This is a genomic window from Streptomyces sp. NBC_00647 (assembly GCF_045207245.1).
Lineage (GTDB): Bacteria > Actinomycetota > Actinomycetes > Streptomycetales > Streptomycetaceae > Streptomyces.
This window is the reverse complement of sequence record NZ_CP109040.1, coordinates 111,704-132,497: the sequence shown is the minus strand read 5'-3', so window position 1 is coordinate 132,497 and position 20,794 is coordinate 111,704. Positions and strand designations below refer to the sequence as shown.

The window sequence follows — 20,794 nt, the reverse complement described above, 5'->3', positions numbered from 1 at the left end:
GACCCCGACTCTTGTCGGGAGGGACCCGGCTGGGACCGCTAGCGCAGGGAAGGCCGGTCGACCAACCGGCTGGCAACACGGCACCTGGGGTGCCGCCATCGTGAGCCGGAAACAGCCTGTCATGGTCATAGCGGGCGGGCCCCTCCTGCATAGCCGGACATGGCGGCGACCGCGTCCAGGCGCACGACCGTGCCCGGGCGAGGCGCGTTGACCATCTGGCCGCCACCGACGTAGATCCCGACGTGGTAGATCGTCGAATCGCGGCCCGGCGCGTAGGCGTAGAAGACAAGGTCGCCGGGGCGTAGGGCGCTCTTGCCGAGGCTGGCGGGAATGCGAGTGCCGACACCGGCCTGCGCGGCCGCGGTACGCGGCAGCCGAATCCCGGCCCGGGCAAACGCGTAACTGGTCAGCCCGGAGCAGTCAAAGCCCTTGATGCTCGCGCCGCTCTTCCCGCTCGGGGAGCAGCAGATCCCGTACGACGTGCCGGCCGCGTTGCCACCGCCCCACGAGTAGGGCACCCCCCGCTGGGAGAGCGCCGCATCGATGACGGTGCGGGCCTTCCCAGACACGTTCCCCAGGTCCGGACTTTTGGCGGCCGCCGTGTACTGATCGATCCAGCCCAGCACGTTGGCCACGTACTCGTCGGAGTGGTTGTACTGCAAGATCGCCGACTTGAGTTGAGAGCGCTGGGCGAGGTCACGGCCGCCTCCGCACAGGTAGATGGCGGCACCGAGGGCGGCGTCGTCGGCGTTGTGCGGGTCGGCTCGCTTGTCCCCGTTGGCGTCGTTGCCGATCCCTTCCCACGTGGAGGGCAGGAATTGGAACGGGCCGACCGCCCGCTCGCCATTCGCGGTGCCGTCCCAGCGGCCGTTGTCGGTGTCCGGGAAGACGGTGGTGTTACCGCCGGCCCCGGAGCCATTGAGGAGGACGCCGTAGATGCGCGGGCGGATGTCGCCGTTGTCAGCGATCCCCCGGCCCACGGCGTGGTTGGACTCGACCTTGGCGATCCCGGCCAGGATCGGCCAGCGCATGCCCTGGCACTTCGGCACATGCTTTCCGACCTGCTGGACCGCCTTCTTATAGGCGGTGAGCATGCGCGCTGGGATGTCGGCGGCGCTGCCGCCCTCGGCGATTCCGCCGTCGCCCTGTGCACCCGTCTTCAGCGCGACGTACGCGCTGATCGCATTCGACACCGGCGCGGCGCAGCACACGGCGGCGAACATCAGCAGCGCCACCATGCATCCCCACCGCCGGACACGACGCCCGGGCGGCCTCACGTGTCCTCACCGGCCTCGGCCCGCCGCCGGGCCCGCTCCTGCTTCAGCCGCACCTGTTCGGCCTCGGGCGGCGCGGTCCTCCGCATCAGTTCCTGCCACTGGGCCGTCGCCTCGGCGCGTGTACTGCTGCGTACGCTCCCGATCCCGGGAAGAGCCGACCCCTGCGGCCGACGGCTCACCGCAGGCCGCGGTGGGTTGCCTCCCCGCAGCGGCGGCGTGGGGGCAGGCGGCGGTGCCGCGGTGCTATCGGCTCCAGAGGCTGGGGCACGGGTCGGTGAGGCAGGCGGGACGGTGCCGCCCGTGGATCCGCCGTACCTGGCAGGTCGTGCCGGCGCAGGCGGGCGGGTAGTCGCGGCTGGCGACGTTGCGGTCGGCGAGGTTGCGGTCGGTAGGCGGCGGCTAACGAACGGACCGGTCCCGCCGCTGTCATCGGTGTGTTCCCGCAGGACCCGGGAGACGTGACGGCCCGTGTCCCCCCAGGCGCGGCCGTCCTCACGGACGGTGTTACCCCACACCCGTACCTGCTGTCGGGCATCCTGCGCGTACTGCGAACCTGCCCGGCGGACGTTGGCCGGCAGACCGACGGTCGCCCCATACGCGGTACGGCCACCCCGGCGCAGGATGCGATACCCGCGAAAGCGGACCAGCCGGTTGTGGGCGCGTGTGGAGAGCAGCGTGCGGTCGCTGTTCTGGTCGTGCAGGGTCTCTCCCGAGCGGCGGTTGACGATTTTGCCGTCCCTAGTGCGGTACCGGTCGGGCGGACCGCCAGGCCTGCGCGGACCGCCACCGCCCGAACCGGTTCCCCCACCGTCCGAGGGGCCGCCCGCAGCCGGGTCACCGGCGCCGGTCGGCTTGCGCCACTTGGCCAACTGCTCCCGGTCGGGCCGCCGGCCGATCAGCAGCCAGTGAGCGCCCTTGATACCGAGCCGCGCCCCGGCCCCGCCGACGGCGGCCGCCGCGGTGAGCGGGGCGAGCCCACGCCCGGCTTCCGCCGTGGCATCGGCGACCATGCGACCGGTGTCCACCGGCATACCCGTCCCATCGGCCAGCGAGGACAGCGCACCCATGAGCCTGTGGCGGGTGCCGAGCAGCCCGAACCGGCCGCCCCCACCGCCGGTCAAAGAGCGCAGGCCACCGCCGTATCCACCGAGCCCAGCGGGGGAGTTCATAGCGAGAGCGGCGCCGAGTTCGGAGGTGTCGCCGGGCATGTGCGAGCCGCCGACCTTGGCGTAGCGCATCCGCATCGCCATGCGCCGGCCGAAGGACGTGATGCCCGTCAGCAGCCGACGGTGACCGGCCGCACCAGCGATGGCCAGCACATCGATCAGCAGGATCCGCTCCACCATCAGGTCGGGCCCGTCGGTGATGGTGGCATCCACAGCGATACCGAAGAAGGGGACGAAGGCGCAGACTCCGACGAGCGTCAGCACGGAAATGCCCCATACCGACAGCCACTTCCACACGCTCTGGCGGGCTGGCCCGGGCAACATGCCCGCGACGAACGTGACGCCCCCGGCGGCCGCGGCCGCCGCACACGCGGCCTGCGTGCCCAGCATCACGATGGCGGAGGACAGCAGCATGCCGCAGATGAACAACGCTGCGATCAGCAGCAGGGCGGCGCCCCCGACCCGCCACCAGGTCGGCTTCTCCGCGTAGGCGGCGCACGACTTGCCGACCGGGCCAGCCTTCTTCATGTCGCCGAGGAACGCCGCGAAGGCCTGGTCCTCGTCGGTGATGATCGCGTTGGAAGCGCCGAGGAGTTCGCCTCCGGGCGTGAACGCCGGGAGATCGTCGATGTCGTGGCTGCTGGTCGGCGGCTTGCCGTCGGCGTCCCTCTCGCAGAACTTCTTGCCTGGTCCGCGGATCAGACTGCAGGCGCGCTTCGCCTTGTCCGAGGGTGGTCCCTCTGGGGCCATGTACCCGCCGGTGATCCACTTCAGGTGGAGGGCGTAAGCCTTGCGGTCGCCTGTCCTGGCCGGGTCGAGGATGCGTCCGTACTGCAGGAGCATGTACGGCTTGACGATCAGCGCGTTGGTGATCGAGTCCTGGATGGGGCGGGCCACTTCGGCGGCCGAGACCGGGCTTTCCCCTTCACGTTCCAGGCACTTGAGCTCAGCGTTGCCGGCCATCCCGTCGCACGGCCCCATGCTGGCGAGTTTGCCGCCCCAGTTATAGGAGTTGACGCTTTGCTGGGCGACCTCGGCGGCCACCTGCTGGCCCTGACCGAGCGGCCCGTCCTGCGCGAGCAGGTAGTCGGGGCGCACGAACGTCGACGCCGCGAACGCCGCGATCAGCAGCGTCAAGAAGATCTCGCCCAGACCCCGGCCCACCTTGCCGCGCACGATCATGAATCCGGCGAACACGAACGCCCAGGCCAGCAGCAGCCCCTTCAGGCCGAGCGTGTCGACGACCACGGTGTTGTAGCTGTCCGCGACCTTCTGCGCGGGACGGGTCAGGATCTTCAGCAGCGGGAACCGGAAGGCCAACTCGATCGCCCACCCAGCCAGTCCGACCAGGAGCCGGATCAGCGTGAACAGACCGGAGAGCGCAAAGGCCAGGGCCTGAGTTTTGAACGCGATGATGGAGCCGCCTGAAGAGCTCAGCTCGTACCCGTTGATCGGCACCCCCTCGGAGGAGGTGATGTTCAGCGGGGCCAGCAGGTCGCCGCTCTCGCTGCTGCTGTTGCTTGCCGCGTAGACGACCTGGCTGTTCACCACGACGAACACCGTGGTGAGCAGCAGAACGAAGCCGGCGGAGCGCAGGGTTGCGCGGTCTGGACGCACCATGTCAGCGCCGCCCGGGCGTGGTGGTGATGGAGGCGGTGATGCGGTCGATGCGGGGAATGACGGTCTTCACCCGGCCGGTGTTCTGCCGGGGACAGGTTAGGAGGAACTCGCCCTCCCGGCCCCGCTGTCCCACCGGGGACAGGCCGGTGGTCACCAGTCGCAACAGCGCCGGATCGTTGGGGTCGAGACCCACGAACTCCAGGCCCCGGCGGGCGCGCTCACGGTCCGCGGTGCGGGCCAGCGCCCGGTAGGCCATGAGACCACTGTCCGGGCCGAGCTCCCGGGCATCGTGGGATCCGGCGAGCAGGCCGGCGCCGTGCTTGCGCCCGTCGTGGAGGATCTCGTGGACCAGAGCGGTGCCCTCCGCCGACGAGGTGAGCCAGTACAGCTCGTCCAGGACCACGGCGGTGAACCGGTCAGGGTCCTCGAACGCGGTCTGCCGGGCGATCGCGGCGATCAGGTACAGCACCGCGCGGCCGATCAGCGCCTCCAGCGGCTGCTGGTGCAGGACTTCGGGCTTGTCGAACGCGGCTTTGGGCGGCAGCGTCAGACCGGTCGTCGTGATGACGATCATGTCGGAGGCGCTGGAGGCGTCCAGCCGCACCGGCGGCAGGCCCGGGTCGAACACCATCGCGGCGAGGGAGTTCCCAGCCACCACACGGATGAGGCCGGCCAGGGTGGCGGCCGCGTCCTGCCGCTTGCCCGCCTCGCTCGCGCCCATCTCCTCGAGGACCTCAAGGACACGGTGCATGGAAGGGGCATCGCTCGCCGCAGCCTGCTCCACCGCGTGGTGCAGCACCTCCCCATGGGTGCTCATCGGGCCGATCCCGAGCTGCAGGGTGAGATAGGACAGGGCGTAGTGGCGTCCCTCGGGGCCCGCGAACATGCGCAACGGGTCGATGGAGACCTCGGCCTGGGCCGCGTCGATAATCTGAACCCGGCCCTTCGCCGCGGTCCGGGCAAACGTCGCCCACTCCCGGACGGGCGTGCGGTCGATACAGATCGCGCAGCCGCCCCGCGCCCACACCGACTCCGCGACGAGTTTCTGCAGGACACTCTTGCCCGCTCCGAGGTCACCAACGACGCCCATCGACGCAGACGCGTCCTGCTTCGGCGCATCCGCAACATTGATCATCACGGGGCGAGTGGTGCCGCAGTCCAGATCGATGCCGAGGAACATGCCGTTCGGGTCGCCGACCTCCGTTGTGGTGAAGGCCCCGCCCAAAGCCCAGTCCTCGGAGACCTGATGTTGGGTGAACTCCCGCACCGCACCCGGCCGTACCGTCCCGGGCAGACCCAGAGTGAACAGCGCCTCCTGCAGACCGGCCGGGCGCACCGCCCGGTAGTCGGCGCCTCCGAGCAGCGCAGCCAGGGCGCGGGCCCGCGCGTCGCAGACGGCCGCGGTCGGACCCCACACCGTCAGCACGGTCACCGACTGCACCTCGACCTCGACCGACGTACGCGACAGCCGGGCATCCAGCTCGCCCAGGTCGCGGGCCGCGTCGCTCAGCGAGGAAGGCATGCCGGTGGGGCGGGCGTCGTACTGGTCGGCCTGGTCGATCAACTCGTTCTTCTTACGCCGCACCTGGTCGCGCGCCTTCTCCGCCGGCACCAGCGTGAGGTCGACGGTGTAGTCGACCGGGAAGTCGAGCATCTCCAGTTGGGCGAACAGGTCCGCGGCATCCTGACTGACGACGGGGGGACACTCGGCAAGCGCCAACTGCGCCTGGTAGCCCGTGCCGGCGTCGGACTCGACTTGGAGCCAGCGCCGCCGCAGTGGCGAGGAGGTGTTCAGTCGCCACCAGGCGCCTCGGCCCGACCGGGCGATCTGCCCCCCGCCCTTTAGGTCGTCGACGTCGTCCAGAGCGGGGTCGATGCCGCCCTCCTGCAGTCGCACCTGTCCGAGGTCGGCGTAGCTGGGGGAGTGCAGGACACCATCGCGGACCTGCCCGCCGTACAGTGCGCTCGCTTCGGCCTCGGCCAGCAGTGGCTCCGCCAGTCCGCGCTGCAGAGCGTGCTGGACCATCCACACGATCTCCGCGGGGCGGGCGGGCCGAAACGCGATCCCGCCGGCGAGCGCCGCCTCCACCCGGGAGGCCTGCTCCCGGTAGGCGTTCACCTCACGCCGTCCCACCGGGACAGGCCGAACCCCCAGCGCCGGCCCCAGCTCCGCCCACACCGAACCCATCGACGCCGCCATCCGCAAGCCAGCTGTCTCCGTCGTCAGCGGCACAGCCAGCCACAGGGTGCGGTGGTGCATCTCCTGCTCGCCGAGCAGATCCAAGGTGGCTTCGACGTTCTCCACCCACGGATGCAGCCCGTCATCCTGCATGGCGTCGGCGGGCTCGATGCCCTCGATCATCCGCAGTGCGACCTCGCCCGGATCGACCTGGGCGCACAGCCCGAACAGACGCGGCGCCCCAGACAGGGACCGAACCAGGTGCGTGATCTTGGCGAGCTGCTCGTCACGGACCGCACCCGGCACATAGGTGCCCTGCACGCTCTCCTCACGGCGCCCCTGCCCGTCGGGACCGGGGTGCAGCCGGTACACAGCCCACACACTGCCCTGCGCCGACCAGACCAGGTGCCCGGCGATGTGACGGATCGGCACTCTCACCGCGCACCCCCGGCCTGTTCGGCGAGCGCGAGCAGCTGCTGCACACCCGACACGGGCCGGGCGGCCTGAGGGGGAGGCGCCGTTGCCGCGTGACGGCGAGGACCGGCAGACCGCTCAGGCGTGCGGGACGGCGACCGCGCTGGAGGAGGTGGTGCGGGCGCGTCCTCGATGGTGAAACCCCCGAGGAACGGACGGGCCGCGCGGTCGCGCGCGGCGCGACCGCCGAGACGGCCACCGGACGGCTGCCAGGCAAGCAGCACCCACCCGAGAGCCGCCTGCAACGGCGCGCGGCCCCGGACCTTCGGCCGGCGCACCGCCCAGATCGCCAGCACCCACGCCACGACCGGCACCGGCCCCATCCACGACCACACCGCGATCGTCTTGAACAGGACGAAACCGCCGCCGACCGCGACCGCGATCTGCGCAGGCGTGTACGGCCCCAAGGGGATCTTCCAGTCGGCGACCCTGCCCAGCACCCACGGGTGGCGGCGCGCAGCTGTGTAGAACCGGCCCGACCGTCCAGCGGCCGCGCTACCGCTCACAGCCGGACCTCCGTACCGGCGACGTGCTCACCCGGCTCCGGCGCCGGTGCGGGGCCCGGCACCGCCGGGGCGCCTTGGGACGGGTTGTTCACCTCGTCCTCGAACATCTTCGCCAGGTCGTTGCGCGAGTTGTACAAACCCAACGCGACCACCAGCGCCAGCAGGGCGGCGATACCGGCCTTGATACTGAACCGCTGAATCATGACGACGACCACGATGCAGACCAGCCCGGCCTGCAGGCCCTTGTCCGCCCAGTCCTTGAACATGGTGATCCAGCTGTCGCCCAGATCGTTGAGCTGACCGGCCAGCATCAGATCGCGCACCGGCGTCATGACCGGCCCCCGTCCTGAACGGTCCCGGACTCCAGGCCGGTGACCTCCCACCGGCCCGACCGGGCCGTGAGCGCAAGCTCGTACGCCAGCGGCCACCGCCCGTCCTCGTCGCGGGCTTCCACCTCGACGAGGACGTGCACCGCCGTACCGTCGACAGCCACCTTCTCGGCAGCCGCGGCCTCCTCGACCGCCCGCACCTGCTGCACCATCACCCTCGAATACGGGGCAGGCGTCACCGCCGACAGCCTCACACCAGGCGCGAGATACCGGTCCACCTCTCCCGCACCGGCCAGGTACGCGGACAGGAACTCGCCCACCGAGGACGACAGATCACCGTCAGGGACGCTCACCCGGTACGGCGACTGCGGCGCGTCCGCCCGTACCGGTCCGGCCACCACACCAGGAGCGCCGGTCACCGTGAACGAACCACCCGCGCGGTCGGCGACCACCGGCACGGCGTAGTTGCACAGCCGGCCGTCCGCGTACTGCGCAGCCACCGTCACCGACCACACACCGCCCTTGCGCTGCGCACTGCGCACCGCCGTCACCGACTCCGGCCGTGACTGCGCACCCTCGGCCAGGTCGGGCAGCTCAACATTCGGCGCCATCGACTGCGCAAGCCGGGCCTGCGCACTGGTGGCGTCATCCGCGGTACTGCGCAGCCACGCGCCGAGAAACAGCTGCGCATACCCGGCGGGGTCGGAACTCGGTGCCCCGGTGCGCACCAGGGCCGGGCGGGGGGTCGCGGCCTGCACCGTGGTCGGGGCTGAGGTGACGGCGACGCACAGGGCGATTGGGCCGGCCGCGATAGCGGTCCAGGCCGCCAAGCGAGAAAGGCGTACGCGACGCCGCATCCTCTCCAGCGCCACGCCCGCGGCAACGGGGCCAGCTGCGCCCTCGGATGCCAGCTTGTCAGGAGGCATGCTCAAACTCCCAGGTCAGAACGACTGTTGATGACCTAAAGCAGACCCACCGACCCCGACCCGACCACCAACCATCCGACCCCGACCACGGTCTCGATGACGACACAAACCCCATGGTCGGCCCGACCACAGACCCCACCACGCCCCAAACGAGGCCCGGGGCGGCGCACGCTCGGCACGAGACAGCCACCATGGCGAGCGATCAGATCGGAGTGCCACAGCCGTTGCGCAACCACCGGGCCGAGCCAATGCGCACAGGCGTCCACTCGGTGCGCAACAGCCGCGCACTGCCGTCATTGCGCACCGCCGCCGCGGTGCGCAATCGGGCCGCGCACTGTGGGCGAGGCGGCACCCTGCGCACCCGTGGTCGGCCCGACCATGAGCCCGACCACGAACCCGACCCTGGCCTGTTGTCAGACCGTGACCGGCGGTCGGGTCCGGTGGACGCCAATCTGGTCGGGGCCGACGAGTGAGCTGGCGACATGCGCAACACGCATCAGGACCTACGCCCGTTCCCACACGCCCCAAACCGGTGGGACACGAAGCAAGCCCGCGCTCTGCGAACCGGCCATCAGCTCAGCGCCGCATGCTCCGCCGCGTGCGAACCCGTACTCGCGATGGAACCCACGCGCTGGGGCTGGATCTCCTGGACCATTCCTAGCGACGGCACCCTCCCCGAAATCCCCCACGAGATCGGCGTCGTCACCCCCGGCACCACGCGCGCCCAACGCGCCGTCCTTTACCGGCTGGCCGGACGTCCGGGCCGGCGCATCACCCTGGGCCGTGCGCTACCCGGATCCATACGCCGATCCACCGCCTACGCCGTCATCGTCAGCCTGCTCGTCGGCCTGCTCTCCATCCACGCCGGCCTCGCCGTCGACGTCGCCCTGCCCGCCATGGCGCTCGTCCCGCTGCTCATAGAGCGACTGGAAGACCACCTGGACGCCAAGGATGCTGCGCACGTCCGCCGCATCCAGGGCGACGCCGCCTGCCAGTACACACAACGCCTCGCCACTCTGCAGGACCAACTCCTCCACCTCGACGTCCCAACCGACAGCCGTTACGAACTGTGGCGCGCGGCCGAAATCGGACACGGCCTGATGTGGGACGTCGCCATGCTGCTCCAGGTCCAAGACACCCGCTCCGTCTCGCCCGCGCTGATCGCCCGAGAGACGCTGATGCTCCAACTTGTGCACCAGGCAGCGAAGTTCAGCTCCGGCCCTCGATAGCCGTTCGACACGTGCAGGCCCGGTGTAACCGGGCGAGGGATCATCTGGGGCATCGGCGACGACGTCTGCTCCCCGCACGTGTGGGGATGGTCCGGAAGACCGGCCGGAAGCCGCGGAGTGCGTGAGGTGCGGCAGGCGTATGGCTACAGCCCACGCATCCCGAGGGATGTCAGATGACGCGCCTGCCGCGGGCCGAGCCTAGCGTCAGCCCTCGATGTATCCCAGCGCGCTGTCCGGCCAGCAGTGGGTACAGGCGGGTACCTGGTCGCCTGCTCGTGCCGCGCGTCATCTGAGAGACCACACCAGGTGGATCAGGCCTGCTTTGTGTTGCCTTCGCCGAGTGCTGTGCGCAGCCAATCGAGGGAGTCTGTTTCGAGTACCGCTTCGGCAAATGTCGCGAGGTGCGGGTGCTCTGGACGGGGCGCGGTGAGCCCTTCACCATGCCGTTGTGGCGTGGGACTGGGTGGGGACAACGGCAGCTGGGCTCTTCGGTGTGGCAGGGACGGCCTTCACGTGGCTGGCTGGCGCGCAGGGACGCCGGCACGCGGAACGCATGCTGGCGCGTACCCAGCAGGCGGAGCGCAGGGCCAGACTGTGGCAGGAACGCCGGGAAGCGTATTTCGGGGCTCTGCGCGTGATCGATCTCGACCTGCGGCGCGAGCGGTACAAGGAACTCGGGCAGCTGCAGAAACTGCAGGAAGTGGAAGGTCACTGGACCAAGGTCAGGAGAGTGGAACTGACCACCGAGGCGGCCACTGCGCTGTGGGCCTTCGGAAGCGACACGGTAAGAGACCTGGCAGCCCGTTGGATCACTGCCAGCGATGCCGACAACGTGGCCGAGATGCGTCAGATCGCCCTCGAATTCCGGGCAGCGGTCCGCCGGGAGCTACAAGACCCGACCCAGGGCTGACCATCTGATGGATGAAGCTCCGCGCAGGTACGGTCGGCCCGTGACGCGCATCCGGGCGGGGGAGTTGACCAGGCCATGGACGACTACGACCACCTCGATCTCGACGCGATCGACTTCGCGCCGTTGGACGGCACCACTGAGCGGCTGGCCCTGCTGACGTTGCAGGAGGCGCATGACCAGCTCCGGCTCCTGCTGACGATCGCGCAGGACGGCCATCCGCTGTCGCCGCAGGCGGACAGGCTGGCGCGGGAGATCGCTGCGCGCATCCCCTCGGAGAACTGACCGCGCAGCCACCGGACAGAGTGCCTCTGAGGGGAGAGCTCCCCCGTACGTCCGGGGATCGTCCCGCGATGCGGGCGCACGGGCAGGGGTCTTCTATACGCGGCAGCTGTCGATGTGGGTGACGTCGCGGAAGTTGGTGATGATGGGGCTGGCCATGGATTCGCGGTAGACGACGGCGGCGCGGCCGTAGGGCCAGGTGGGGTCGTTGTGGAAGTCCTGCTGGGCTTCGCTGCAACTGCCGAACATCAGGCCGCGGACGACGTCGGTCCATTCGGTGTCGTCGCGGTAGTCCTGCCCCTCGGGGTAGGTCCCGGGGCCGAAGGTGACGAACATGGTCTGCGCCTGGGGGTTGAAGGTGACAGTGATGGCATCGTCCAGGTACTGCTGTCCCTGGAGGACGGGGGCTGCGTCGTTGATCAGTTGCCGAGCCGCCTTCTTCTCAGCCACGGTGACCGGTATCCGAGCGTCGGCCCATTCATCAATAGTGGGCTGCGTGGTATCGCTGCGGGTGTAGGCGGGGGAGGGGGCAACGCTGCGCTGCGGGGTCTGTGATGCGGCTCGCGCTGAGGGTGTGGACCCGGCGGGACTCGAGGACTGAGGGGCGGACTCTTTGGTGACGGCGTCCACGGTGGCCGCCGAGGTGGTTTGGCCGCTGCGTGCTGCAGGGCCCGCGCCGGGGTCGTCGTCGGACGACTGGGAGGCGGCCACGGCTCCGCCGATGCTGCCGAGGATCGCAGCGGCCGCGGCGACGGCTACGTAGAGCTGGGCCCGGTTGCGATGCCGTGTCGGGGCGGGCCAGGAGGCATCGTCCTGGGGTGCCGGATCCCAGCGCAGGCTGCCGATCAGGTCGGATATCAGCGTGGGCTGCCAGCCGTCGTCGGGCGTGGTGACAGCGGTTGCCTGGCAGGCGAGCAATTCGGCTGCCGAAGAAGCGAGTTGCGTGGCATTGGGACGGTCGGCTGGCTCCTTCGACAGGGCATTTTCGACCAGAGGCAGCAGGTCGGCCGGCACGCCGTCCAGGTCCGGCTCGGCCGACATGACGCGAAAGGCCACAGCGTCGGCAGCGCCGTTGCCGAAGGGCAGACGGCCGGTCGCGGCGTAGGCGACGAGGGCTCCCCAGGCGAACACGTCGCCGTGGGGGCCGACGGCGCCGGTGCGGTAGTGCTCGGGGCTGATCCAGCCCGGTGTACCCGTCATCACTCCGGTACGGGTGACCGAGGTGCCGTCCAAAGCGTGGGCGATGCCGAAGTCCAGCACCTGCGGGCCGGACGGAGCCAGGATCACGTTGGGCGGCTTCACGTCCCGATGGACCACGTCCGCGGCGTGGATGGCGCAGAGCGCGGCTGCGGTACCGGCTGCCAGTGCGTACAGATGAGCCCCGACCAGGGGACCGTTGAGCGTCACGTGCCGGTCAAGAGTAAGGCCGGGGATAAAGGCCGTGGCGAGCCACGGCAGGGCAGCTTCGGTGTCGGCATCGCGGAACGGCACCAGGCATGGGCCGGTGACCCGCTGAGAGAGCTGCACTTCTCGCCGGAAACGCGCACGGAATTCATCGTCCGCAGCCTGCGCTGGATGAATGACCTTTACAGCCATCCGCTCGCTTGCCGCAGACAGCGCGGCAAACACCGTGCCCATGCCGCCCGAGCCGAGCCGTCCCACAATCCGGTAGGGCCCCACGCGGCGCGGATCGCCCGGCTGCAGTGACTGAACACGGTTGGACACGTACATCCCCCTGGTGATCAACGGCACCGCACGGGCCGAAGCGGTAGCCCATCGTAGGGGCTGTCACATTCAAGTTCTGCCGCACAACCGACACGGCGCATCCAAGATCACGCCGCTCATTGCCTCACGCCCCTCCAGTGCGTGCCGCGCACCGTTGCATGGACGCACCGGCGGACGCATGGCGTCCAGCGACGGGCGCCCCCAGGGGCTGTTCGCCAGCGCGGCAAGCCCAGCCGGAGGCCGGCGTGCGGGCCGTAAGGCCACCGCTCCTACGGCTGCCTCTACGGGTTGTAGATCAGTGCAGATCCTTGATCATGACTGCGTACAGCGGGGAGTCGGCGAACGGCTGTTGCTCACCGACCTTGGTATAGCCCCAGGAATCGTAGAGGTCTTGGACTTTGGGGTGGGTGACGTCGACCAGGAGCACGGCGAGGTCCTCCGGGCGCTCGGAGAGCAGTGCCTCGTGGAGGCGCTCAGCTATGCCTTGCTTGCGCCATCCGGGCCGCACCAAGACCTCGGAGACGGCGAAGGTTGCGCTGTAGCCGTTGTTCGGCTTGTAGCCCGTGGAGCGCCACCACTCACGGCCGGACTGGAGCGGCGCGCCGTAGGCGAAGCCGGTCGGCTCCTCACCGTCGAAACCGACGACGCACGTGAATCCCTCCATGTTCGACCAGTGATTGGCGAACCAGGGGAAGCGCTGGTTGAACTCCAGGTCCATGGCATCGGCGTAAGCGTCAGCGTGGACATCGACCAGCATCTCCGTGAAGTCGGCCGGAAGTTCACCGTGGCGGTACTGCCGCAGGTTGATCACGCTGGTCACGCTCGACTCCATTCATCTCGCATACGGTCCGCCCAGTCCCGGGCGTACGTAGTGGACGGCGCCATGCTGAAGAGATCTCGGTGGAAGTCTCCGATCAGCGTGCGCATCCGTCCAGGCAGCGGGGAGCCCTCCATGAGGGCGAAGACGTTGGCAGCCGTCTTTGTGGCTTGTTCGGGCTCGCCTTGGCGGAGCTGGGCAAGTGCGAGCTGGCAGGTCGCCAGGGCACGGTTGCGTCGAAATGTGCCGGGGATTCTGGCAAGCGCCTGGTGCGCCATGGCTTCAGCATTGGCGTGCAGTCCGCTGTGGTTGAGGATGATCGCGGCGAGGTGGTCGAGCTCGGCTGCTCCGTAGAAGGCCGTCCACCGCGGATGGTCTACTACTACGGCCTTGCGGAGCGTGGTCTGCGCTGCCCGAAGGGAGCGCTGGGCTGCCCTGGTATCGCCGAGGGTTGCGTGAGCCAGGGCGACGCGGACGCCGCCCATAGAGCCGAAGAACGGGTCTCTGCGGGCGGCCGGAGAAGCCTCGGCGGCCTGAGCCGCAGCGAGTTGCTCGGGCCAGTTCCGCCGCTGGTAGGCGAGCATGGCCATGTTGACCCACACACGCATGCCGGTTGACGGGTCCTGCGAGAGGCCGGCGAATGCGGTCGACTCGTGCAAGTAATTCTGTGCGCGGTCGAGGTCGCGAAGGTCGATGCAGGACCAGGCTGCGATGGTGGTGTATTCCGCGGCAAGGGCGTACAGGGCTCGGCGTACTCGCTCGCTCGCGTTTCGCTGCTGCAGTGTCAGTACGTCGGCGCGGCCTCGCAGGGCGGCTGCGGCTAGGCCGGCATGGCCGCCCTGGTGGTCGTCTGCTTCGACGAGCCGGTTCATGTTGGCGGCAACACGCGACACGTCGGACATGCCGACAGAGCGGCGCTGCTTGACGATCGGTAGTACTGCGGCGGCTGTTCCGGTGGTTGAGGCGATGAAATTGCGGCGCCGCACTGGGTCCTCCGGGGGGTCTTGCATGGAGCGTGGTGCGCTGAACCCTAATTCCTCTACCCGGCAGCCGAACACGCGCTCCAGTGCAGCGCACGTACGACCGATGGGTCGGCTGTGCCTGCCGCTCAGCAGGTTGCGGATGGTGCGTGACGATATTTCACCGGGACGGCCGGTGATCTCCAGCAGTGCTTTGTTGAGCTGACCTGCCAGCTCGTCCTGCGTGAGGCCGAGTTCCTGCATCCGGCCTTGAAGGATGAGGTTCGCTCCCATGCGCCGACGGTAGTCCTGCCGCCATCGTGCGATCTAGCCCCGAGGTAATGCGAACGTAAAGTCTTCCGGTTGGGGGCCTGCACGCAATCGGAACCCTTCCTGTTCCCCTCCGCTCAGTGCTCGTTGACTGGACGCGAACCGCCGAGCCGACATTTGGTGCGGCCGGTGACCGTGAGCCCGATGTGCGGGCCGAGAGGACGAGGACGTGTTGACGACAGCCGTACAAACGCCTCGCGAGGTCCGCTACCGCGATGGTGACGTCATGGGTGTGAGCTTCGAGATTGCGTGCCGCCGCGACGGAACCCCGCCGAGCCCCGAGGACTGCGCGTGGGTAGGAGCCATGCGCCGCATTGCCATGGCACGCCTGCAGTACCGCGGGTTGGACGCCCTCCAGGACGACGTGGGCTTCATCGTCTCCGAACTGGTCACGAACGCGATCCTGCACAGCGGAACCACCACGGTCAGCTTGACCATGGCCGTGCAGGACGGCGATCTGTACCTCTCTGTTGCGGACGGTATTCCGGGCGTGCCGTCCCCCGTGCAGGCGGCCGGCACCGACGCCGAGTCGGGGCGCGGTCTCGCTCTCGTCGATGCTTTGGTGAAGGAGAACGGCGGCACATGGGGAACTAACGACATCGGCGCTATGACCTGGTGCCGTCTCGTCATCCCGTCTGGGGACCAGTTATGAGCGGCCCTACGATCCTGCGCTGCACCATGCCCGTGCCTGATTGGGCGCCGCCGTTGGACCCCGAAGCCTTGGAATCAGTGCTGACCAAAGTCCGGGGGTGGCAGCCGTTCGACGGTGAATCGCTCCTCGACGACGTTGGCGCGGTCCTCGACGACGTAACCCCCGCCGAGGAAGCCCTCGATGACCACGCCCTGCGGCTCCGCGGCCATTTGATGCAACTCGTCGCTATCGCCGTCGCCGCGGAGGCCGGCCAGAAGGACCCGTATGCGGAACAACTGATCGAGCGGGCCCGCTGGTTACGCACCGAGGCAATGCCGGGTGACCACCTTCAGGCTGTGGGGCATCTGCGCCGGATGGCCTGGTCGGCCAACGAACTTCACGAGCGCCTCGGCGCGATCAAGTGCCTGCGGGAGGTGACCTGATGCTGGGTCCCCTGCTTCCGTACAGCCCGCCCGCCCCGTCGAGAAGGACGCATCGCTCCATGCCTTCCACCGCAGCCGGACCGGCCGTAGTCCCGTACGTCATCCAGCGGGTGGGGGAGGAGGCCGCGCCCGACAACCTGGTCATCAGGCGCAGCGCGCCGGGCCGAAGCCGCCTCCACTACCTCGACGAAGATCCCCGGGATCGTGATCCCCGCGGTGTGCTGTTCGCGCGGGTCGGCTGGAATCCGCTGGGCGTGGACGGGATGCCGACCGGGGAGCCGCAGTGGAAGTTCATGCACCCGCACCGGCAGATGATGACCATGCAGACTCTCCGTTGCCAGGTATGCGCACAGCCCGCCCGGACGAAGGCCGGCTTCATCTTCCTTGCGGGGCCCAGGGACGAGAACCCCACCCAGACGGAGATTCTGACGAACCAGCCCCCGGTGTGCGCCCGGCACGTCCGCACCGTTGCGGTGCTGTGCCCGCACATGGAGAAGCAGCCGATGGTGTTCCTCGCCCAGAGCGCCCCCCTGTACGGCGTGAGCGGAGTCCTCTACGGCCGTCTCGTCCGCGGGGGCCTGCACGTCGTCGCCCGGCCGGACATCGCCGTGCCCTACGGGAACCCCGACCTGGCCACGTTCCTGGCCTCGCAGGTGGTCCGCCGGCTCTCGAGCTTCCGTGTCCTGGACCTCGGCGAGCTGCTTGAGGAACTCGGGACGGCCGCATAGACCCCTGTCCGGTGGCCCGGAAGACCGTCCGTGCCCAGGCCATCGGGCAGGCCGTACGCCCAGCGCAGGGAGCTGACGGCCGATCCCCTACGGCCCGGCTCTCCCTTCCCGCGCTGGTGCTCACCCCCTTCGCCGCGCATCCCCCGGCGCGACGAAGGGGGCCCACGCGCCTGTATCTGACCGTCCACACCACGGAGGAACAATGACCAACCTCAGGATCCCCACCGTTTTCGGGCAGACGATCGCGAACATCGGCGAAGTTCCCGGCGGCAGGGAGTGGGGCCGGGTGCGGGGAAAGGTCCGAAGCGAGCAGCTCGCGGCCGGCCCCTTGCCGCCGAGCTGAGCGGTCTGTTTCACGACGTGACCACACAGCGGACACCCAGCGTTCTCCGCTGCGCCCCTGCTTGGTGATGCGCGGTTGGAGTACCTCCGCAGGCAATACGAGCGGGGCATCAGCCCCTGATTCCCGACTCGACCCAGGCGCGGGGCGCTGCCCCTATTCCCCCTCGGGCTCAGCGAATTCCCGTGCCGGGTCCACTGCCTTCGCCGCCCTGCCTCCCCCCGACGGGGCGGCGAAGGGCCCGATCTCACGGATGCTCTGGAGGCCAGTATGCAACCGCTGACTCATCCTGTAGAAGCCGACGCCGTCGACTTCACAGCACTGAAGAACTTCGCGGCCCTGCGCGGGCAACTCCGCGTCTCCTTCACGCCGCGGTGCAACATCGCGTGCTGGTTCTGCCACAACGAGGGTGACGTCCCGCCCCCGCTGACCAGGGCGGACCGCTCCCGGCAGCCGCGCACCCGAGCACTGGACCCGGACAGCTACCTGGCGTTGATCCGCTCCCTGACGGCCGAGGGCCTCAAACGCGTGTACTTCACCGGCGGGGAGCCGCTGTCCTCTCCTATGGCCCGGCCGATCCTGGAAGGTCTGCCGGCGCAAGGGCCGGACGGCTCTTACACGCTGATCACCAACGGGACCCGGGTCCGCACTCACCGGGCGTGGCTGTCGCGCACCCCCCTGGACAAGGTGAAGGTATCGCTCCACTACTTCTCCGACGAGAGCCTGAAGGCCATCGCCGGGACCCGCATCGGCATCGACACCGTCCTCGACGGCATCGAGGCGGCCCGGGAGATGTTCCAGCGGGTGGAACTGAACACCCTGCTCCAGAAGGAGAACGCCCACGAGGTGGAGCACATCCTCGACTTCGCCCTGGAACGCCGCCTGCCCGTGCAGTTCATCGAACTGGTCGGAACAGACTTCAACGAAGCCCGGGCCGCCTCAGCCGTGTCGGCCGAAGCGATCCTGACCTACCTGCGCACCCTGACCTCGGACGAGCACGTCGAAGTCGCCGGGGTGGGCCAGGGCCGGCGCGTCTTCCGCATCGACGGCATAGAGATCGACGTGATCCACCGCAACCTCGGCCGGCACCACCTCGGCCAGTGCGGCACCTGCCTCCTACGCAGCCAGTGCGTTGAGGGCTTCTGGGCCCTGCGCGTCGACCACAACGGCGGCATCCAGCCGTGCCTCTTACGCGATGACCTGCGCCTGAGCGTGACCGAGCTCCTGTCCGACCCGGAACGGCTCGTGGCAGCCGTCGCCGGGCACGTCACATCCTTCACCGAAGGGACGCTATGACCCACATCCCGCCGCCCTACCAGCCCTTCTCCTACGAGACCGACCACCCGATCGTCGTTCTGGAAGGCGTGTCCGGCGTCGGCAAGTCCACGCTGGCCAGCCTGCTCGCCGCACGCCTGAAGGCATCCACCTTGCACACGCTGCCCGACCCGCACACCGACTGGTCCCCGCTCATCGAACGCACCCTGCGGCCGCTGCCTCAGCTGGGGTTCTACCTGTCCGGACTGCTGCACGCGTCCGACCGGATACGGCAAGCCCAGGCACACGGGCCCGTGGTGGCTGACCGCTACCTGTCGTCCGTCATCGCCTGTCACTCCGCCGTCCACCGCGTCCCCACCGATGCGGTGACCACGCTGCTCGCACCCTTCCGCCCCTACGTGGCAACGCCCACCCGTACCTACTACCTGCGCTGCGCGGAGGACGAGCTGCGCGAGCGGCTGGCCACCAAGACAGACACGAAGAGCGACGACACCGATCTGCTCGACATCCCCGACCGGCTCCCGCGCCTCCTCGCCAACTTCGCCAAAGTAGCCGAAGCCGACGACACCGCGATCTGGCTCGACACCGACGACAAAACGCCGGACGAGCTCGCCAACTGGGTCATCGCCGATCTGGAGCGCCCCCTTGCTTAACCCCATCGACACGGCCGCCGTCATCCGCGACGGCGGCGCCGTCGGGCACTACCCCGGCCAGATCCACGAGGCCGTCGGCTGGTGGCTGGGCGCCTGCCTGGTCGTCACCACAAAGACCCCCCGTCTCGCCGTGGCCCACGACGGACACCCGGTCAGCGTCGAATTCGCCGACCGTCTGTGCCAGGGCGCAATCAACGCCGAGCACTACGCCTGCCACGTCCGCCACCTCGGGCAACAGCCCGAAGAGGAACTGCTGGCCGCAGCAAACGCCCTTGAAGCCCCGGCAGCGTGGGTGTCCGCGAGAACCGACAACCGCACCGACACCGTACGGATCCGCCTCTACACCCCGCTCGGCACGCTCCTGGACGACACCACCGGGCTCGCAGTGATTCGTGACCTCATCGCCCGGGACCGCATCCCGATCCCCGTGAACACCCAGGCCAAGGGCACGATCGAGCCCTGGCCCCCCACGTCGACAGACGGAGCCCGCCCGTGATCAACGCAGCAGAGATCATCGAGTCCGGCACCAACATCCTGTTCGTCACGCTCGACTCCCTGCGCCACGACGTCGCCCACCGTGCGCTCGAGGACGGCCGCACACCGCGCCTTGCCGGGCTCCTTCCGGGCGGACAGTGGGAACGCCGACAGACGCCCGGAACCTTCACACTGCCCGCCCACATGGCGTTCTTCTCCGGCTTTCTGCCCAAACTGCCTCAGCCCCAGCAGCCGGCCCGCCTGTGGGAGTGCCGCCCACCGGCCTTCAAGAAGGTGCCGCCCCAGACGTTCGTCTTCGACGCCCCCAATCTCCTCGACGGACTCGCCCTGCACGGCTACCGCACCGTGTGCGTGGGCGGGGTCACCTACTTCTCCGACGAGACCCCGCTCGGCTCGGTCCTGCCTGCAATGTTCCACGAGGCGCACTGGCGGCCCGAGTTCTGCTCCCCGGAGCCCGATTCCACTCGCCACCAGACAGACCAGGCCCTCGCCATCGCCGACCACTACGACGGTCGCCAGCCGCTACTGCTGTTCGTCAACGTCTCGGCCACACACGTCCCCCACGGCCACTACCTCGGTAACAGCACGGACAGCAGCGCCTCACAGGCGGCCGCGCTCGCCTACGCTGACGCTCACCTGGGCCGGCTGCTCGACGGGCTCTACGGCCGGGGTCGGTGCTGGCTGGTCATCATGTGCGCCGACCACGGCGATGCCTACGGAGACGACGGCTTCCACGGCCGTGGCATCGCCCACCCTGCCGTGTGGAATGTGCCTTTCGCCGCATGGGTACACAACTGACCGCTACGCTCGATCCGTATGAGCGATGGATCAATGCGTGACGCCTCCGTGGTCGTGGCACTCGACGTAAACGGCCTAGTTGCACTGCTGAGCACCGACTTTCCCGCCCACGGAGGCGAGTACCTGTTCCTGCCCGGCGGACGCCGCGAAGACGGAGAGACCGCGCTGGACTGCGCCCGCCGCGAGCTGCGAGAGGAAGCCGGAGTAACCGCCGGGCAATGGCGGCAGCTTGGCTCACACGCAATCACGCTGAGCTCTCCGGCGCGCGTCCACATCTACGAAGCCCGCGACCTCACCCTCGGCGCCCAGGAACTCACCGAGACGGAGCAGGACTTCAAGCTGATGTGGTGGCCGATGCCCGATGCCCTTCAGGCCGTGCACGACGGGCGATTCCTCCTCCCCGCAGGGCCGTTGGCCCTGCTCCTCGCAGATCACCGCCCTGCGAACAGCTGACAACCCGCCCGTGCACGCCCAGGGGCAGTTGGGGGCCGTAACCGATCGCGGCCGTTGACGTCTGGACGCAGCCGCCGACCCGTAGTTCGCGGCCACTGAGCAGCTCGAAAATCTTCGGGGCCGAACCCGAGCGCGACGCCTTCCTCCTGACCGTCACACCGACCCGCCAGACCGTGCACTACGAGAAGACAGACGGACCAAGCTGGGCTCTCCCGGCCACGTCCTGACCATCGCCCCAGACCGGCTCCGCCT

Annotated in this window: 21 protein-coding genes; 12 read left to right on the top strand and 9 right to left on the bottom strand. The window is 69.1% G+C overall.

The features are described 5' to 3' along the window. Positions 1 to 125: 125 nt before the first annotated feature. Genes OG788_RS00600 through OG788_RS00575 form a run of 6 tightly spaced genes read right to left on the bottom strand, consistent with a single transcriptional unit; the run spans position 126 to position 8,477 of the window. Complete coding sequence (locus OG788_RS00600) at positions 126 to 1,238, bottom strand: NlpC/P60 family protein (protein ID WP_406368378.1); 1,113 nt, start codon at positions 1,236 to 1,238, stop codon at positions 126 to 128. A gap of 35 nt (positions 1,239 to 1,273) precedes the next feature. Next, the gene (locus OG788_RS00595) at positions 1,274 to 4,063 is read right to left on the bottom strand and encodes a hypothetical protein (protein ID WP_406368377.1); all 2,790 of its coding nucleotides are present in this window, start codon (positions 4,061 to 4,063) and stop codon (positions 1,274 to 1,276) included. Between the two features lies 1 nt (position 4,064). Then, complete coding sequence (locus OG788_RS00590) at positions 4,065 to 6,680, bottom strand: ATP-binding protein (protein WP_406368375.1); 2,616 nt, start codon at positions 6,678 to 6,680, stop codon at positions 4,065 to 4,067. After that, positions 6,677 to 7,222, bottom strand: a complete 546-nt coding sequence (locus tag OG788_RS00585; RefSeq protein ID WP_406368373.1) for a hypothetical protein — start codon at positions 7,220 to 7,222, stop codon at positions 6,677 to 6,679. The genes OG788_RS00590 and OG788_RS00585 overlap by 4 nt, the downstream gene beginning before the upstream one ends. After that, positions 7,219 to 7,554, bottom strand: coding sequence for a hypothetical protein (locus OG788_RS00580; RefSeq protein ID WP_406368371.1), 336 nt, complete (start codon positions 7,552 to 7,554; stop codon positions 7,219 to 7,221). Before OG788_RS00580 ends, OG788_RS00585 begins: the two co-directional genes overlap by 4 nt. Continuing rightward, positions 7,551 to 8,477 carry a conjugal transfer protein gene (locus OG788_RS00575; RefSeq protein ID WP_406368369.1) on the bottom strand — a complete coding sequence of 309 codons (927 nt, stop codon included), beginning with the start codon at positions 8,475 to 8,477 and terminating at the stop codon, positions 7,551 to 7,553. The genes OG788_RS00580 and OG788_RS00575 overlap by 4 nt, the downstream gene beginning before the upstream one ends. 617 nt (positions 8,478 to 9,094) lie before the next feature. Here OG788_RS00575 and OG788_RS00570 point away from each other — a divergent pair. From OG788_RS00570 to OG788_RS00560, 3 genes are all read left to right on the top strand, one after another. Continuing rightward, positions 9,095 to 9,706: a hypothetical protein gene (locus OG788_RS00570; RefSeq protein ID WP_406368367.1), complete on the top strand. Its 612-nt coding sequence runs from the start codon at positions 9,095 to 9,097 to the stop codon at positions 9,704 to 9,706. A 553-nt stretch (positions 9,707 to 10,259) separates the two neighbouring features. Continuing rightward, on the top strand, positions 10,260 to 10,616 hold the full coding sequence (locus tag OG788_RS00565; RefSeq protein ID WP_406368365.1) for a hypothetical protein: 357 nt from the start codon (positions 10,260 to 10,262) through the stop codon (positions 10,614 to 10,616). Positions 10,617 to 10,691: 75 nt separating this feature from the next. Next, entirely contained in the window at positions 10,692 to 10,898 is a 207-nt protein-coding gene (locus OG788_RS00560; protein WP_406368364.1) for a DUF6417 family protein, read from the top strand. 93 nt (positions 10,899 to 10,991) lie between these two features. Here the strand turns inward: OG788_RS00560 and OG788_RS00555 are convergent, their stop codons facing one another. The 3 genes from OG788_RS00555 to OG788_RS00545 form a co-directional block, all read right to left on the bottom strand. Then, positions 10,992 to 12,626, bottom strand: coding sequence for a protein kinase domain-containing protein (locus OG788_RS00555; RefSeq protein ID WP_406368363.1), 1,635 nt, complete (start codon positions 12,624 to 12,626; stop codon positions 10,992 to 10,994). A gap of 289 nt (positions 12,627 to 12,915) precedes the next feature. After that, positions 12,916 to 13,440 carry a GNAT family N-acetyltransferase gene (locus OG788_RS00550; protein ID WP_406368361.1) on the bottom strand — a complete coding sequence of 175 codons (525 nt, stop codon included), beginning with the start codon at positions 13,438 to 13,440 and terminating at the stop codon, positions 12,916 to 12,918. Next, entirely contained in the window at positions 13,437 to 14,690 is a 1,254-nt protein-coding gene (locus tag OG788_RS00545; protein WP_406368360.1) for an XRE family transcriptional regulator, read from the bottom strand. The genes OG788_RS00550 and OG788_RS00545 overlap by 4 nt, the downstream gene beginning before the upstream one ends. Positions 14,691 to 14,895: 205 nt before the next feature. On the opposite strand from OG788_RS00545, the gene OG788_RS00540 reads away from it, so the two are divergent. From OG788_RS00540 to OG788_RS00500, 9 genes are all read left to right on the top strand, one after another. Next, positions 14,896 to 15,378, top strand: coding sequence for an ATP-binding protein (locus OG788_RS00540; protein WP_406368358.1), 483 nt, complete (start codon positions 14,896 to 14,898; stop codon positions 15,376 to 15,378). A gap of 77 nt (positions 15,379 to 15,455) precedes the next feature. After that, on the top strand, positions 15,456 to 15,800 hold the full coding sequence (locus OG788_RS00535; RefSeq protein ID WP_406368356.1) for a DUF6415 family natural product biosynthesis protein: 345 nt from the start codon (positions 15,456 to 15,458) through the stop codon (positions 15,798 to 15,800). Positions 15,801 to 15,859: 59 nt separating this feature from the next. Continuing rightward, on the top strand, positions 15,860 to 16,528 hold the full coding sequence (locus tag OG788_RS00530; RefSeq protein ID WP_406368355.1) for a hypothetical protein: 669 nt from the start codon (positions 15,860 to 15,862) through the stop codon (positions 16,526 to 16,528). 202 nt (positions 16,529 to 16,730) lie between these two features. Next, positions 16,731 to 16,871 carry a hypothetical protein gene (locus OG788_RS00525; RefSeq protein ID WP_406368353.1) on the top strand — a complete coding sequence of 47 codons (141 nt, stop codon included), beginning with the start codon at positions 16,731 to 16,733 and terminating at the stop codon, positions 16,869 to 16,871. Between the two features lie 267 nt (positions 16,872 to 17,138). Beyond that, on the top strand, positions 17,139 to 18,164 hold the full coding sequence (locus tag OG788_RS00520; protein WP_406368351.1) for a radical SAM protein: 1,026 nt from the start codon (positions 17,139 to 17,141) through the stop codon (positions 18,162 to 18,164). Beyond that, positions 18,161 to 18,796 carry a dTMP kinase gene (locus OG788_RS00515; protein WP_406368350.1) on the top strand — a complete coding sequence of 212 codons (636 nt, stop codon included), beginning with the start codon at positions 18,161 to 18,163 and terminating at the stop codon, positions 18,794 to 18,796. Before OG788_RS00520 ends, OG788_RS00515 begins: the two co-directional genes overlap by 4 nt. Further along, entirely contained in the window at positions 18,789 to 19,292 is a 504-nt protein-coding gene (locus OG788_RS00510; protein ID WP_406368348.1) for a hypothetical protein, read from the top strand. Before OG788_RS00515 ends, OG788_RS00510 begins: the two co-directional genes overlap by 8 nt. Next, the gene (locus tag OG788_RS00505; protein ID WP_406368346.1) at positions 19,289 to 20,089 is read left to right on the top strand and encodes an STM4013/SEN3800 family hydrolase; all 801 of its coding nucleotides are present in this window, start codon (positions 19,289 to 19,291) and stop codon (positions 20,087 to 20,089) included. Before OG788_RS00510 ends, OG788_RS00505 begins: the two co-directional genes overlap by 4 nt. An 18-nt stretch (positions 20,090 to 20,107) precedes the next feature. Then, positions 20,108 to 20,542, top strand: coding sequence for an NUDIX domain-containing protein (locus tag OG788_RS00500; protein ID WP_406368345.1), 435 nt, complete (start codon positions 20,108 to 20,110; stop codon positions 20,540 to 20,542). The last annotated feature ends 252 nt before the right edge of the window (positions 20,543 to 20,794 follow it).